This window comes from Pseudocitrobacter sp. 73 (genome assembly GCF_008369545.1).
Lineage (GTDB): Bacteria > Pseudomonadota > Gammaproteobacteria > Enterobacterales > Enterobacteriaceae > Pseudocitrobacter > Pseudocitrobacter vendiensis.
In genome coordinates this window covers 291,324-306,481 of record NZ_VTZO01000001.1, presented here as the reverse complement: position 1 = coordinate 306,481, position 15,158 = coordinate 291,324, and the positions used below count along the sequence as shown (strand labels likewise).

Annotated in this window: 15 protein-coding genes and 1 riboswitch; of the genes, 5 read left to right on the top strand and 10 right to left on the bottom strand. The window is 55.4% G+C overall.

The window, feature by feature from the left end; all coding sequences use genetic code 11:
• Window positions 1-2: 2 nt before the first annotated feature.
• The 5 genes from F0Q32_RS01315 to F0Q32_RS01295 all read right to left on the bottom strand — a co-directional run bounded on the left by F0Q32_RS01315 (window position 3) and on the right by F0Q32_RS01295 (window position 4,856).
• On the bottom strand, window positions 3-731 hold the full coding sequence (locus F0Q32_RS01315) for an urea amidolyase associated protein UAAP1 (RefSeq protein ID WP_149461628.1): 729 nt from the start codon (window positions 729-731) through the stop codon (window positions 3-5).
• Complete coding sequence (locus F0Q32_RS01310) at window positions 694-1,515, bottom strand: ABC transporter ATP-binding protein (protein WP_149461627.1); 822 nt, start codon at window positions 1,513-1,515, stop codon at window positions 694-696. Before F0Q32_RS01310 ends, F0Q32_RS01315 begins: the two co-directional genes overlap by 38 nt.
• Entirely contained in the window at window positions 1,512-2,327 is an 816-nt protein-coding gene (locus F0Q32_RS01305) for an ABC transporter permease (RefSeq protein ID WP_149461626.1), read from the bottom strand. The genes F0Q32_RS01310 and F0Q32_RS01305 overlap by 4 nt, the downstream gene beginning before the upstream one ends.
• Before the next feature lie 24 nt (window positions 2,328-2,351).
• The gene (locus F0Q32_RS01300) at window positions 2,352-3,410 is read right to left on the bottom strand and encodes a putative urea ABC transporter substrate-binding protein (protein WP_149461675.1); all 1,059 of its coding nucleotides are present in this window, start codon (window positions 3,408-3,410) and stop codon (window positions 2,352-2,354) included.
• Window positions 3,411-3,467: 57 nt separating this feature from the next.
• Window positions 3,468-3,566, bottom strand: a riboswitch (guanidine-I (ykkC/yxkD leader).
• 189 nt (window positions 3,567-3,755) lie between these two features.
• On the bottom strand, window positions 3,756-4,856 hold the full coding sequence (locus tag F0Q32_RS01295; RefSeq protein WP_149461625.1) for an alkene reductase: 1,101 nt from the start codon (window positions 4,854-4,856) through the stop codon (window positions 3,756-3,758).
• Window positions 4,857-5,056: 200 nt separating this feature from the next.
• Between F0Q32_RS01295 and F0Q32_RS01290 the strand changes: the two genes are divergently transcribed.
• Complete coding sequence (locus tag F0Q32_RS01290) at window positions 5,057-5,374, top strand: putative quinol monooxygenase (protein WP_149461624.1); 318 nt, start codon at window positions 5,057-5,059, stop codon at window positions 5,372-5,374.
• A gap of 375 nt (window positions 5,375-5,749) precedes the next feature.
• Complete coding sequence (locus F0Q32_RS01285; RefSeq protein WP_149461623.1) at window positions 5,750-6,184, top strand: universal stress protein; 435 nt, start codon at window positions 5,750-5,752, stop codon at window positions 6,182-6,184.
• A gap of 34 nt (window positions 6,185-6,218) precedes the next feature.
• Here F0Q32_RS01285 and puuE read toward each other — a convergent pair whose 3' ends face one another.
• The 5 genes from puuE to puuD all read right to left on the bottom strand — a co-directional run bounded on the left by puuE (window position 6,219) and on the right by puuD (window position 11,802).
• Window positions 6,219-7,484, bottom strand: coding sequence for a 4-aminobutyrate transaminase (gene puuE / locus F0Q32_RS01280; protein ID WP_149461622.1), 1,266 nt, complete (start codon window positions 7,482-7,484; stop codon window positions 6,219-6,221).
• 36 nt (window positions 7,485-7,520) lie between these two features.
• Window positions 7,521-8,801: a gamma-glutamylputrescine oxidase gene (gene puuB, locus F0Q32_RS01275; protein WP_149461621.1), complete on the bottom strand. Its 1,281-nt coding sequence runs from the start codon at window positions 8,799-8,801 to the stop codon at window positions 7,521-7,523.
• A 1-nt stretch (window position 8,802) separates the two neighbouring features.
• Window positions 8,803-10,290, bottom strand: coding sequence for an aldehyde dehydrogenase PuuC (puuC, locus tag F0Q32_RS01270; RefSeq protein ID WP_149461620.1), 1,488 nt, complete (start codon window positions 10,288-10,290; stop codon window positions 8,803-8,805).
• Window positions 10,291-10,454: 164 nt separating this feature from the next.
• On the bottom strand, window positions 10,455-11,012 hold the full coding sequence (puuR, locus tag F0Q32_RS01265) for an HTH-type transcriptional regulator PuuR (protein WP_015964977.1): 558 nt from the start codon (window positions 11,010-11,012) through the stop codon (window positions 10,455-10,457).
• Between the two features lie 25 nt (window positions 11,013-11,037).
• The gene (gene puuD, locus F0Q32_RS01260) at window positions 11,038-11,802 is read right to left on the bottom strand and encodes a gamma-glutamyl-gamma-aminobutyrate hydrolase (protein ID WP_088542051.1); all 765 of its coding nucleotides are present in this window, start codon (window positions 11,800-11,802) and stop codon (window positions 11,038-11,040) included.
• 212 nt (window positions 11,803-12,014) lie between these two features.
• Here puuD and puuA point away from each other — a divergent pair, with 212 nt between their 5' ends.
• The 3 genes from puuA to puuP all read left to right on the top strand — a co-directional run bounded on the left by puuA (window position 12,015) and on the right by puuP (window position 15,123).
• Window positions 12,015-13,433 carry a glutamate-putrescine ligase gene (gene puuA / locus F0Q32_RS01255; RefSeq protein ID WP_149461619.1) on the top strand — a complete coding sequence of 473 codons (1,419 nt, stop codon included), beginning with the start codon at window positions 12,015-12,017 and terminating at the stop codon, window positions 13,431-13,433.
• Window positions 13,434-13,583: 150 nt separating this feature from the next.
• Window positions 13,584-13,748, top strand: a complete 165-nt coding sequence (locus tag F0Q32_RS01250) for a hypothetical protein (protein ID WP_149461674.1) — start codon at window positions 13,584-13,586, stop codon at window positions 13,746-13,748.
• Complete coding sequence (puuP, locus tag F0Q32_RS01245) at window positions 13,738-15,123, top strand: putrescine/proton symporter PuuP (protein WP_149461618.1); 1,386 nt, start codon at window positions 13,738-13,740, stop codon at window positions 15,121-15,123. The genes F0Q32_RS01250 and puuP overlap by 11 nt, the downstream gene beginning before the upstream one ends.
• Window positions 15,124-15,158: the final 35 nt, after the last annotated feature.

The following is a 15,158-nucleotide window of genomic DNA, read 5'->3' as shown; positions in this document are numbered from 1 at the left end:
CCTTAACAGGTGAAAAGTTGCGTATTCAAAAACGCGCGCTGATTTTCATCACGGGTGAACAGCGCGGCCGTTGCGGCCTGCTCATCGTCGGCCTGATACCAGCTCAGTTGAACCGGGCGCGGGGCATAATCGGTGGCAGGATTTTGCGGATGCGGCAGTGCCGTCAATACGATCAACACGTCCATCGGGGCGAAAAGTTCGACATACTGACCTGCCTTCGAATGCCCGCGCACAAAACGAAAGTCACCATTTTCATCCACTGTCACTTTGCTGAAGAAATTCACCACCATCAGCAAATCTTCCAGACCGAGGTCCCATTTTCCCAGCTCCACCAGCAGGTTATCGACGCCGTTGCGATAAAAGGCGTTGCGCAGTTCCTGATAGCGCCCTGCACCATATTTTTCTGCCGTTTCCCCGGCATTTAACACGCCACCAAAAGGGTCATGCCAGCCGCAGGTATCCGCCACAATACCCGCCAGCACGCGCCCCATATCAGAATAGAAACAGTGTCCGGTAGTAAGACGCGCCGTGTGCTGCCCTTTCAGGGTATCGGGCAGATTGAGCCGTTCGCTTTTCTCATGTGGGTTGAGCATCATCATGCTGACGTTGGCCTCGCCGTCGATATCAGTCAGGCGCAGGATCTGCCCGCGCCGCAGAATAAACGACGCTTGTCCGCCGCCCGGCACCTGCTCTTCACGCAGGCTCGATGTAGTGTGAAGTAATGGCTTCATCCGATTCTCTCCTTATGGAAAATACGTTGTTTTCTGCCCCCGCCCCCTGACGCTGCGAAAGCCGCGATTCATTGAGCGGAATGTCGTAGGTCACTCGCGCACCGTAGGCGTTGGGGGCCTGCGGATCGATGCGTACCTTGTCAAACACCAGTAAACGGGTGCCGAGGTTGAAACCTTCCGTCAGGTCATGGGTAACCATAAACACGGTCATCCCGGTCTCACGCCATAGCGCCAGCAGCAAGGCATGCATATCTTTGCGGATACCGGGGTCCAGTGCGCCGAAGGGTTCATCCAGCAGCAGGACGCGCGGTTGCATGATGAACGCCTGGGCGATGGCGAGACGCTGCTGCATCCCGCCCGACAGTTGCGCCGGGTATTTATCCAGCGCATGGCTCAAACCGACTTTTTCCAGCATCTGCGCGGCCTGTTCACGGGCTGCGCGTTTGCGTGCGCCAAACAGTCGCCCCAGCAACGGCGATACGGGGAGTTCCAGCCCAACGGCAACGTTATCCAGCACGTTAAGATGCGGGAAAACGGAATAGCGCTGAAAGACCACGCCCCGGCTACTGCCGGGTTCGCCGGGCAGCGGTTTGCCATCGAGAAAAATCTCGCCACGGCTGGGTCGCTCCTGGCCCAACAGGAGGCGTAGAAAAGTCGATTTTCCGCAGCCGGACGCGCCAACCATCGAACAAAACTCGCCCTCTTTTACCGTCAGATTGATGCGTTCCAGCACGACGTGGTCGCCGTATTCCTGCCAGATATTGTTCACTGCGATGAAACTCATGCCCGTCCCCCTTCTGCCCACGGGAAGCAGCGTTTGTGTAACTGGCGTAGTGCCAGATCCATCAGCCACGCCAGCAGGGTTATCCAGATGACGTAGGGAATAATGACGTCCATCGCCATATAGCGACGAACAAGGAAGATGCGATAGCCCAGACCCGCGGTCGCGGAAATGGCTTCCGCCGAGATCAGAAACAGCCATGCCGAGCCAAGCATTAAGCGCAGTGAGGTGATTAACCGGGAAAGCAACTGCGGCAATACCACCCGCAGCACAACTGTCCAGCTATTGGCACCGAGCGTCTGCGCCTTAATGAACAACTCCGCCGGGATTTCTTTTGCTCGCTGTTCGAGATCGCGTGCCAGCATCGGCGTGATGCCAATGACGATAAGCATGACTTTTGAAAGCTCATCCAGGCCAAAGACGATGAACAGAATCGGCAGGATAGCCAGCGGCGGCACCATCGAAAGCACGGTCATCAGCGGCGACAGCGCCGCGCTGTACATCGGGAAAACGCCTGCGATAATGCCGATACTGAGCCCAATGAGCGACGCTATAGCCAACCCAAGCAGCAAACGCGTCACGCTAATGAGCGTATCGACCCACAGTAAATACTCGCCGCTGCGGCGATCCGGCGTGAAGGCCATCCGATCGATGGCCGACAGCATTTGCGATAAGCCAGGCAACAGTTTGTCGTGCGGGTTGGCCTCCAGACGCAGGGTCGAGCCCACAAACCAGGCGGCAATAAGCAGCACGAAAGGCAGCAGCATTAACATGATTCGCATGCCGTGCTGGGGGTGGCGGTTAATCTGGCGCATGGTGAAGGCTCCCATCGTCAATTATCACAGCTGGCCTGCAACGGCCATCTTCAGATAGCGGTCATCAAAACGCAGTTTGGTGTTAGCGGTATCCCCCAGGGTGGTGTTACCCGGAAACGCCATGCCGATGAAATCCGCACTCGCTGCGCCTTCGCCCAATAAACCTTTATCAAAAGAGAACTGCGCCACGCGCTGCATGGTTTTTGCAAGCTCAGGCGCGGTGATGAAAGCCAGCGCGTCGGCGGGTGTCCAGAACAGATGAGTTGTTTTGAGTTGTGCCTGATAACCGGCGAGATCGGTTCCAGAATCGGCGGCCATTGCGCTCAGAACCTGCGTATCGCCCGCCTGCATTTTTGCCATCATTTCAAACCATGCGCCGGTCAATGCTTTACCCAGCGCCGGGTTGTCATGCAGGGTTTCACTGTTCACTACCAGCATGTCAATCAGTTCACCCGGTACCTGCGAAGAGCTAAACACTTCCGTGGTTTGCGGCGTCTGCTTAATCACAGAAAGCTGTGGATTCCACGCCACGGCGGCGCGCACGTTATCGGTAGAAAATGCCGAGACGATATCCGCATCCGAGGTGTTGACCACCTTCACGTCTCGCTCCGCCAGCCCCGCTTTTTCCAACCCGCGCACCAACAGATAATGGGAAACAGACAGCTCAGGCAGATACACCGACAAGCCTTTCAGGTCGCTCAGCTTTTTATCCGCACCTTTCAGCACCACACCGTCATTGCCGTCAGAGTAGCTCCCGGTAATCAGCGCCGTGGTGTCAACACCGCCCGCCGCGGGGATAGTCAACGCATCCATGTTGGTCATGGTGCAGCCATCAAACTGACCTGCGGTGTACTGATTTATGGATTCGATATAATCGTTAAGCTGGACGATATTGATTTTAATGCCATATTTGCTGGCCCATTTATCAATGATTTTTTCGTTACTGATGGTGCCCCAGGGCATCCAGCCTGCGTAGATAGTCCAGCAGATGTTGAACTCTTTTTTGACGGCGGCAAATGAGGGTGCGCAGGCGAACAGCGCAAGCGTTAGAGCAAGTGAGCGAACAAACGGCAATCTCTTCATCATGGACCTCGGTTTGGCACAAAAAGTGGGGGCAGCGCGACACCCTATGGTGCTGCTGTCTCCCGGGCTTTTGTCCCGCCGTGTAACCTCGTCGAGGTCGCCAGCTCTCGGACCTGACGCTCACCTTCGTGAACCGGAACCCTAGCCAGCCATTGATGCCAGATTGTCTTACGCTGCCTTCTGCCTTGAATGTTGCAATCTACATGCCAGAAAGAAAGAAGCTTTTAAATCAGTAAGATGGGATAGACAGACGGCAAGTAACACCCGTTTGGGGAACCAAAGCGGTGCATTGCATCGATTTGGGGCGTCATGAAAAACCCCGCGCAGGAAAGCGCGGGGAAATGTTTATGCAGAGTAAGTCGGGTAGTCGATATAGCCGTGCTGGTCGCCACCATAAAGCGTCAGCCGTGCATCGGCGTCAAATCCTTCCAGCGGCCAGCCGTGACGGAATCGGGTTGCCAGATCCGGGTTGGTGACGTACGGCGTGCCAAAGGCAAACAGGTCGGCATAGCCTTTATCCAGCATCTGTTGGGCGCTTTCTGGCGTCAGTTTCCCGGCAACCATGACCGGCAAATCACACACTTTACGCACCTGCTGACGGAACGTTTCCGGCACCTCAACATGACGGGAAATATTCTCCGAGAAGTGCACGTAGGCAAGCTTCATTGGCGTCATTTTTTCCAGCGCTTTCAGCACCACTTCAACAATTTCCGGGTCGCTTTCGGCAAACCCTTCCATGACGTGCGGCGACACGCGCACCGCGACGCGATGTCCGCCAATTTCATCGCTCACCGCCTGTAAGGTTTCCAGCAGGAAACGCATCCGGTTTTCCTGGCTACCGCCATACTGGTCTGTGCGCTGATTGCTGGAAGTGCGCAGGAAAGTATCAAATAAATACCCGTGTGCCGCGTGGATCTCTACACCATCGAAGCCCGCTTCCAGCGCATTACGCGCCGCCTGCACAAAGTCAGCAATGGTGTTATCGATATCCTGCTGGGTCATGGCGCGCGGGGTTTGCGTTTCAATCATGCCAAAGCCACCTTCCGGTAGCGGGCCAAATACCTGGTCCGGATCTTTAAGTGCGGAAGCCGAGACGGGCTGCTCGCCCGCAATGCTGGCGTGGCTTCGACGCCCAACGTGCCAGAGCTGAACAAACACTTTGCTGCCCGCCGCGTGGATAGCCTGAGTGACTTTTTTCCAGCCGTCGATATGCGCTTGCGTATAGATGCCCGGTGTCATGGAGTAACCGCGCGCCACGGCAGAAATTGGCGTGCCTTCGGTGATGATAAGCCCGGCATCGGCGCGCTGCTGATAGTAGGTCGCCATCATCGCATTGGGCACATCACCCGGCTGAGAGGTGCGGGAACGGGTCATCGGCGCCATCGCGATGCGGTTCGCAAGCGTTGTGTCGCCAAAGGCAAAAGTATCAAATAATGAGTCAGACATTGAGGTTCTCCCGGTTAATGTCACTGGCGGCAGGATAACGCTACTGCCGCGTTGCATTAAGAGGCATAGCGGCAAATGATTTTTGCAATTTAAGCAAAGATCATTACTGCTAATAGTGGCAATTGTGCAGATTCACCACTACTCTCAATGATCATGCGTCTAATATTCGTCTAATCATTGATAACAAAAAGGATATCACTATGAGTGAAGTGAAAATTGTCGCCACCCTGACCCCGCGCAAAGAATATATCGATACCGTCCGCACCGCCGCGCAGGCGATGGTCGGCCCGACGCAACTGGAAGCGGGCTGCCTGCAATATGATTTGCACGAAAGCCGCGCCATTCCGGACGTGCGTAATCTGGCCGTGGAAGGCGCGGTATCATTTGTGTTTATTGAGCGCTGGAAGTCTGAGGACGATTTGAAAAAACACGTCGCCATGCCGTATCACGATGACTTTCTGGAAATATTAGACGGCAAGCTGGATAGCATAAGTGTTCAGCGGCTAAACAAGCTGTAAGCGTGTGCCATAACGCCTGATGCGCTTTGCTTATCAGGCCTACCGGGACTGTAGGCCGGGCAAGCGCAGCGCCCCGGCAAGAAGACGGCGCAGTTGCCTGATGCGCTTTGCTTATCAGGCCTACCGGATCTTAAACCCTTGTAGGCCGGGCAAGCGCAGCGCCCCCGGCAAGAAGACCGCACAGTTGCCTGATGCGCTTCGCTTATCAGGCCTACGGGATCTGGAGGCCGGGCAAACGTCAGTCACAAACTGTAAATTAACCATCTGATTTGTCGATATTTCTTAATCAGTGACCGCGATCGCTGGCCCCTTTATGCGTTGTTATCCACAATAAAGATTATTTCAGCAAATGATTGATATGAAGGGATTTCAACTATGTATAAAACGATTCTGGTTCCCGTTGATGTCTTTGAGTCTGACCTCGCCGACAACGCCTTAACACACGCGCAATATCTGGCCGAGAAAGCTGGCGGTGATATTCACCTTCTGCACGTGCTGCCGGAATTTTCACCCATGCTTACCCGTGGTTTTATCGCCGACGCGAAGAAAATGCAGCAATATCTGCAGTGCGCCAGCGAAGAGAAAATGGCCCAACTGGCAAGAAGTCTCTCATTCCCTCAGAACCGTATTCATCACCATATTCGTAGCGGGAAAGTGCGTGACGCCGTCGCGACGCTGGCAGATGAGCTGAAAGCGGATGTGGTGGTGATTGGTTCGCGCAATCCGGCAAAGCAGTCGCATCTGCTGGGATCTGAAGCCTCGGGGATTTTACGCCATGCCCGTGTGCCGGTGTTTGTGATTCGCCTGTAAAGGGCCCCCTGCAGGGATGCAGGGGGAATAACCGTTAGTCGTGCAGCGCATCCTGCAAGATTTTCATTGCCGCATCGAACTGCGCGTCCGGGATGGTCAGCGGGTACAGGAAACGAATCACGTTGCCGTACGCGCCGCAGGTCAGCAGTAACAGCCCCTGCGCCAGCGCGCGCTGCTGAATTTTCTGCGCAATGGCGGCGGAAGGCTCCCCCGTTTGCGGGTCGTTAAACTCCGCCGCAATCATCGAGCCCAGACCGCGTACCGCCGCGATGGCCGGAACGTTTTCTTTGGCATCAATCAGCGTTTGCGTCAGGCGCTGGCCCAGTTGATTCGCTCGTTCGCAAAGGGATTCTTTGTCAATAATGTTGAGCACCGCATGCGCGGCAGCCACCGCCAGCGGGTTACCGGCGTAGGTGCCGCCAAGCCCGCCCGGCGCGGGTGCGTCCATTATATTCGCGTTCCCAACCACACCTGAAAGCGGCATCCCGCCCGCGAGGCTTTTCGCCATGGTCATTAAATCCGGCTTATCGGCGTAGTGATCCATCGCGAACAGTTTACCGGTACGGGCAAAACCGCTTTGCACTTCATCGGCAATCATCACGATGCCATGCTCATCGCACAGGCGGCGAATCGCAGAAACCAACTCTTTTGGCGCTACGTTAAACCCGCCCTCGCCCTGCACCGGTTCGAAAATAATCGCCGCGACCTGTTTCGCTTCGATGTCCGATTTAAACAAGCGTTCGATGGCATCGAGGGAGTCCTGCGTTGAAACGCCATGTAAATCTGACGGATAAGGTACGTGATACACCGAACCGGGGAACGGGCCGAAGCCAATTTTGTACGGCGCGACTTTTCCGGTCAGCGCCATAGTCATGTACGTGCGACCGTGGAAGCCGCCGCTAAACGCTATCACGCCAGGGCGTCCGGTATGGGCGCGGGCAATTTTCACCGCGTTTTCCACCGCTTCCGCGCCGGTAGTGAAGAACGCGGTTTTGGCCTGTCCGCTCACCGGGGCAAGAGCGTTGATTTTCTCCGCCAGGGTGACGTAGCTTTCATAGGGCACAATCTGATACGCCGTGTGAGTAAACTGTTGCAGTTGCTGCTCCACCGCCGCGACCAGTTCAGGATGGCGATGACCGGTATTCAGCACCGCAATGCCTGCGGCAAAATCGATGTACTCGTTACCCTCAACATCCTTCAGCGTGGCGTTTTCAGCCGACTGGGCGAAGAAGTTACACATCACGCCAACCCCGCGCGGAGTGGCAGAAAGACGACGCTGATGGAATTCATTGTTGCTCATGTTTCACACCTTTAGCTCTTCACTGTTAATCGGAAATTAAACGCCAAGACGATCGCGCAGGCTGTAGTACGCTGCACCCATTGCCGTAAACGGCACGCGCAGCGTGCGCCCGCCAGGGAACGGGTAATGCGGCAGATTGGCGAAGGCGTCGAAGCGTTCGGCGTCACCGCGCAGCAGTTCAGCAATCAAACGCCCGGCAAGATGGGTACAGGTGACGCCGTGGCCGCTGTAACCCTGCATGTAATAGATGTTGGTATCAAGGCGACCAAACTGCGGCATCCGTGACAGGGTCAGCAGGAAGTTGCCCGTCCAGCGGTAATCAATTTTCACGCCCTTCAACTGCGGGAAGGTTTTCAGCAGTTTCGGCACCACAAGACGCTCAACGTCATCGGGGTCACGCGCGCCGTACACCACGCCGCCGCCGTACAGCAGGCGGTTATCGGCAGTCAGGCGGTAGTAATCAAGAAGATAGTTACAGTCTTCCACACAGTAGTTTTTCGGGATCAGCGAACGGGCTAAATCTTCCGACAGCCGCTCGGTGGTGATCACCTGCGTGCCGCACGGCATGCTGCGTTTCGCCAGTTCCGGCTCCACTTTATCGCCCAGATACGCGTTGCCTGCGACAATCACATACTTCGCCGTCACCTGCCCTTGGGCAGTGCGCACAACGGCGGGCGTGGTATGCTGGATATGCGTCACCGCAGAAAGCTCATACACGCGTCCACCGTTCAGACGGATGGCGTCGGCTTCACCAATGGCGAGGTTTAGCGGATGAATATGCCCACCGCTGTGATCCAGCAGCGCACCCGTGTAGCGATCGCTGGCGACCTCGCGGCGAATAGCGTTGGCGTCCAGCAGCTCCAGCTGTTTATTGCCGTAGCGTTCCCAGTTCTCTTTCTGCTCTTCGAGTGTGGCGAGTTGTTTATCATTCATCGCCACAAACAGGCCGCCGGGGCGATAGTCGCAGTCAATCTGATAACGTTTGATACGTTCGCGGATGATCTCGCCACCCTCGAACATCATGCTGCCGAGCATACGGGCGGTATCCATGCCGTAGCTTTTTTCGATAACGTCGATGTCGCGGCTGTAGGAGTTCACAAGCTGCCCGCCGTTGCGTCCGCTTGCGCCGAAGCCGATGCGTGAGGCTTCAAGAACCACCACGTCAAAGCCCGCTTCCGCCAGATGCAGCGCGGAGGAAAGCCCGGTATAGCCGCCGCCGACCACGCAAACGTCGCAGGTGATTGACTCATTCAGCGTGTCGAAGGGGGCATATTTATTCGCATTGGCGGCGTAATAACTGCTGGTATGTTCGGTCATTTCAGGCCTCCAGGCTTATCCAGATGGTTTTCAGTTCGGTGAATTTTTCAAGGGCATGCAGGGATTTATCGCGACCGTTGCCGCTCTGCTTATAGCCGCCAAACGGCACGGTCATATCACCGTCGTTGTAGTTATTGACGAAGACGGAACCGGCTTTCAGGCGGCTGCTCATGCGGTGCGCGCGGGAGAGATCGCGCGTCCACACCGCCGCGCCCAGGCCGTACTGGCTGTCGTTGGCAAGCTGTAGCGCCTGCTCTTCTGATGTGAAACGCGTGACCACCAGCACCGGGCCGAAAATCTCTTCGCGGCTTAAGGACGCATTCGGGTCGACATCCACAAAGATGGTCGGGCCGATGGCCGCAGCCAGTTCGGCATTACGACCATCCAGTAGCAGTTGCCCTTTACCTTCGCCTTGCCGAATAAAGCTATGCACCGAGTCAGCGTGGGCGCAGTCGATTAAGGTGCCCATGGTGGTCGCGGGATCAAGCGGATGCCCCGGCTGCCAGTTTTGCGCCTGCTGTTTTAACAGGGCTAAGAACTCATCGGCGATGCTCTCTTCCAGCAACAAACGCGTTCCGGCGATGCACACCTGGCCCTGGTTGTAGAAGATACCTGCGGCTGTCGCGCTCGCGGCTTTTTGCAAATCCGGGCAGTCAGCGAAAACGATGTTGGCGCTTTTGCCGCCCGCTTCCAGCCAGACGCGTTTCATGTTGCTGTCGCCCGCATCTTTCAGCAGCTGTTTGCCGGTACGGGTCGAGCCGGTAAAGGCGATAACGTCGATATCATCATGACGCGACAGCGCCTGGCCCGCTTCATGACCAAAACCGGTCACCACGTTGAGCACACCATCCGGCAGACCGGCCTCTTTCGCCAGCCCGGCGAGACGAATCGCGCTAAGCGGTGATTTTTCCGACGGCTTCAGGACAACGCTGTTCCCTGACGCCAGCGCCGGGCCAAGTTTCCAGCAGGTCAGCAGCAGCGGGAAGTTCCATGGGACGATGGCGGCAATCACGCCCACCGGTTCACGCACGATCATCGCCAGCTCATGGCTACTGGTGGTCGCCACTTCGCCATACACTTTGTCGATGGCTTCGGCGTACCAGCGAATGGCGCGCGCCGCGCCGGGAATATCATCACGCAGGCTGTGACGAATTGGTTTGCCGGTGTCGAGCGTTTCCAGCAGCGCCAGCTCTTCGGCGTGGGCTTCCATTAAATCAGCGAGTTTATTCAGCACCGCTTTACGTTTTGCCGGGGCAGCCTGCGACCAGTCGCCGCGTTCAAATACGCTACGCGCCGCACTCACCGCACGATCAATATCGGCGCTCTTACCGCGCGCAATATCCGCCAGCGGTGCCTGGGTGACCGGATCAACCGTTTCAAAGGTTTCATTTTCCGCCGCAGCAGAATATTCACCGTTAATAAATAAGCGGGTTTCAATGGCGAGACTTAACGCTTTATCCTGCCAGTAAGCCAGATGATGAAAATTCATTATGACTCCTGTTTCACGTCTATCAGATATATGCAATTTGTGAACGTCAGGGCGCAGAGATCCCCGGGCGATAAGCCCGTTTATTTCCGGCGACATTCTTTATGGATTGCCTTTATAGCAAGCCGGGTGGCGCTTCGCTTACCCGGCCTACAAAAACCAAAAGATTAAAACGTGGTGGGCGTATGGGCGCTGATAATTCGGCAAATACCTGCCGACGTATTACTGAAACTGTGCGGGATGCCGGTATTAATGGCATAACTTTGCCCCGCAACGAGGTGATAATCCTGGCCATTGATGGTCAGAACAATTTCACCTTCCAGTACAGTGCCTATTTCCTCACCCTGATGCTTAATTCTTTCCCCAGTGGTTGTGCCCGGCTGGTACGTTTCAAAGATCATCGCCAGCGTGCGATTCGGGTTACCGTTATGCACCAGTTTCATTGACACACCCTGACTGCCCATTTCAATTAAGTCGTCCTGATTAATGACGACCTGCGGTTCATCAGGTTTTTCCGGCTCGGAAAAGAATTCCGAGAGTGACAGACCATACACCTTCAGCAGCTTTTGCAGCGTACTGATAGCTGGGCTGACTTTATCTTGCTCTATCGTACTGATAGCACTGTGAGTCAGCCCGGAGAGTTCGGCGGCACGACGTTGTGAAAGTCCCTGCTGCTGGCGGATTTCCGACAAGCGTTTACCCGGTGCCAGTCCGTCATCACTCATAATTGCATTTCCTTAACTGTAGGGGTCAGAGTCGCTGTTTTTCAGCGATATGGTTCTGACAAGCGGTGATAAAGCCCTCAAACAATATACGCGAAAGCGCATACTCGCTACTGTTCCATTCCGGATGCCACTGCACGCCCAGCGCGAAGGGGTGATTATTAACGCTCACCGCCTCCACCAGCCCATCCGGTGAACGGGCTTCGACGCGCAATCGCGGGCTCACAACTTTCGCCCCTTGCCCGTGCAGGGAGTTTACCCAAAAGTTGCTACAGTCAGGTAACAATGCGGACAATAATCCGCCCTCTTCAACCTGCACTTCGTGCGATGGCGCATACTGCTGTTCAACCGGCAATTCAGGATCTTCACGATGTTCCAGCAGTTCTGGCTGCTCGCACAGCTTGCGATGCAGTGCCCCGCCGGTGGCCACCACCAGTTCCTGTAACCCACGGCAGATGGCGAAAATGGGGATGCGCCTTTCGAGTGCGGCATTAATTAACGCCATGCTCAGAAGATCACGCCCGGGATCGGCGTCAGGCTCATCGCCGTTTTCACCATATAGGTGCGGCTGCACATTGCTGGGGCTTCCTGGCAGATAAATGCCATCGAGTTTCGGCAGAAGTTCTGCGAGTAACTCAGGCTCCGCCAGCGCATGTGGCAGCGCAATCGGCAAACCGCCCGCGTGAATAATGGCATTCAGGTACTTTTCTTGCAGGGTCTGGGTCTCATGACCCTTAAGCCTGTTCCTGCACATCACGATACCGATAACCGGCTTGTACATTATATTTTCCATGATCGATCTCACAAAGTGGACTAAATTATCGCCATTATTGCGGTTAAAATGACCTTTCTGTTCAATATTTTTTCAATCTAGCAGTGGATTTTCTGTTTTGCAAACTTAATTTAACATTTGACAAACATTTAGTTTGCATACAAATTCGAATAGTGGTCATTATATTTTACGCTTTCATAGCGAGCGGAAAACAAAACCAAAGGCGAAGAATCATGGAAACCAATATCGTTGAAGTAGAGAACTTTGTTCAGCAGTCAGAAGAGAGGCGGGGTAGCGCCTTTACGCAGGAAGTGAAACGCTACCTGGAGCGCTACCCGAATACGCAATATGTTGATGTACTGCTTACCGACCTGAATGGCTGCTTCCGCGGAAAACGCGTCCCGGTCTCCAGCCTGAAGAAGCTGGAGAAAGGGTGTTACTTCCCGGCCTCCGTTTTTGCGATGGATATTCTGGGTAACGTCGTAGAAGAAGCGGGCCTGGGTCAGGATATGGGCGAACCGGATCGTACCTGCGTGCCGGTACTCGGTTCCTTAACCCCTTCCGCCGCCGACCCGGAATATATCGGTCAGATGCTTCTGACCATGGTCGATGAAGATGGCGCTCCCTTTGACGTTGAGCCGCGGAACGTTCTCAACCGCCTGTGGCAGCAGCTACGCCAGCGCGGCTTGTTCCCGGTCGTAGCGGTAGAGCTGGAGTTCTATTTACTGGATCGCAAACGTGACGCCGAAGGCTACCTACAACCGCCCTGCGCCCCCGGCACCGATGACCGCAATACGCAAAGCCAGGTTTACTCCGTTGATAACCTCAACCATTTCGCCGACGTGCTCAATGATATTGATGAACTGGCACAGTTACAGCTGATTCCGGCAGATGGCGCGGTCGCCGAAGCCTCGCCGGGCCAGTTTGAGATCAACCTGTACCACACTGATAACGTGCTGGATGCCTGCGATGATGCATTAGCCCTTAAACGCCTGGTGCGTCTGATGGCGGAAAAGCATAAGATGCACGCCACTTTTATGGCGAAGCCGTATGAAGAACACGCGGGCAGCGGGATGCACATCCATATCAGCATGCAAAATAACCGTGGTGAGAACGTGCTTTCTGACGCGGACGGCGAAGATTCGCCGCTGCTGAAAAAGATGCTTGCCGGAATGATTGACCTGATGCCGTCGTCAATGGCGCTGCTGGCGCCGAACGTGAACTCGTATCGCCGCTTCCAGCCGGGGATGTATGTGCCGACGCAGGCGTCGTGGGGCCATAACAACCGCACCGTCGCTCTGCGGATTCCATGCGGCGATCGTCATAACCACCGCGTGGAATACCGCGTGGCAGGAGCCGATGCCAACCCGTATCTGGTAATGGCGGCGATTTTTGCCGGTATTCTGCACGGCCTTGATAACGAGTTGCCGTTGCAGGAAGAAGTGGAAGGCAACGGGCTGGAACAGGAAGGATTACCCTTCCCGATTCGCCAGAGCGATGCGCTGTGGGAATTTATGCAAAACGACGACCTGCGCCACTATTTGGGCGAGCGTTTCTGCCATGTGTACCACGCCTGTAAAAACGATGAACTGCTGCAGTTTGAAAGACTTATCACAGAAACCGAAATTGAGTGGATGTTGAAAAACGCGTAGTGGCCCCTTGCGGGGTATGTATCACCGGCCTGAGCGGAGCCTGGCCTGACATTTGCTGGTAATCCAGACATTTCCCGTATGTCGCGTTATGGAACGCAGGCGGCAACGGGCTTCCGTTAACGATACAGACTGTGACGAGGAAATGAGATGATGCCGATGATGAAATACCCGCATGGCGAGGGAGGCTGCGTTTGCGCCCTCCCCACGACCGAGTGTACTCCGCCCCCCTTGCTTCCCCTGCTAAACAGGTTTGATTTCAGGTCGACGCGACCGCAAACCCGATTACGCAGCGGAGGCACGCAACATGGCCTTTAATTCCTCACTGGATATCGCCGCACAACCCGGCAAAACCAAACTGCGTAAGTCGCTGAAGCTGTGGCAGGTGGTGATGATGGGCCTGGCCTATCTCACGCCGATGACCGTGTTCGATACCTTTGGCATCGTTTCCGGCATCAGCGACGGCCACGTTCCGGCATCCTATTTGCTGGCGCTGGCGGGCGTGCTGTTTACCGCGATCAGCTACGGCAAACTGGTTCGCCAGTTTCCGGAGGCCGGTTCGGCCTATACCTACGCGCAAAAGTCGATTAACCCACACGTCGGATTTATGGTCGGCTGGTCATCGCTGCTGGATTATCTCTTTTTGCCGATGATCAACGTTTTGTTGGCGAAAATCTATCTCTCCGCCCTCTTCCCGGAAGTGCCGCCGTGGGTGTGGGTGGTAACCTTCGTCGCTATTTTAACTGCCGCGAACCTGAAGAGCGTCAATCTGGTGGCTAACTTCAATACCCTGTTTGTGCTGGTGCAGATATCCATCATGTTGGTGTTTATCTTCCTGGTGGTTCAGGGGCTGCATAAAGGAGAAGGCGTTGGCACCGTCTGGTCACTTCAGCCGTTTATCAGCGAGAACGCGCATCTGATCCCGATTATTACCGGGGCGACGATTGTCTGCTTCTCGTTCCTCGGTTTTGATGCGGTGACCACGCTTTCGGAAGAGACGCCGGACGCCGCGCGTGTCATTCCAAAAGCCATCTTCCTGACGGCGGTGTACGGCGGCGTTATCTTTATCGCCGCGTCGTTCTTTATGCAGCTGTTCTTCCCGGATATCAGCCGCTTTAAAGACCCGGATGCCGCACTGCCGGAGATCGCACTGTACGTTGGCGGCAAGTTGTTTCAGTCGATTTTCCTTTGCACGACGTTTGTGAACACGTTAGCGTCTGGCCTGGCGTCACATGCCAGCGTGTCGCGTCTGCTGTATGTGATGGGGCGCGACAATGTGTTTCCGGAACGCGTGTTTGGTTATGTGCACCCGAAATGGCGGACTCCGGCACTGAACGTCATTATGGTCGGAATTGTCGCGTTGTCGGCGCTGTTCTTCGATTTAGTCACCGCCACGGCACTGATTAACTTCGGCGCGTTGGTGGCGTTTACCTTCGTCAATTTGTCGGTGTTTAATCACTTCTGGCGGCGTAAAGGGATGAATAAAAGCTGGAAGGATCACTTTCACTATTTGCTGATGCCGCTGGTTGGCGCGCTGACGGTGGGCGTGCTGTGGGTTAACCTCGAATCGACCTCGCTGACGCTGGGGCTGGTATGGGCAGCGCTGGGTGGCGCGTATCTGTGGTATCTGGTGCGTCGTTATCGCAAAGTGCCGTTGTATGAGGGTGACAGAACGCCGGTGAGCGAAACGTAATTGTTGGATGGCGCTGCGCTTATCCAACCTACAAC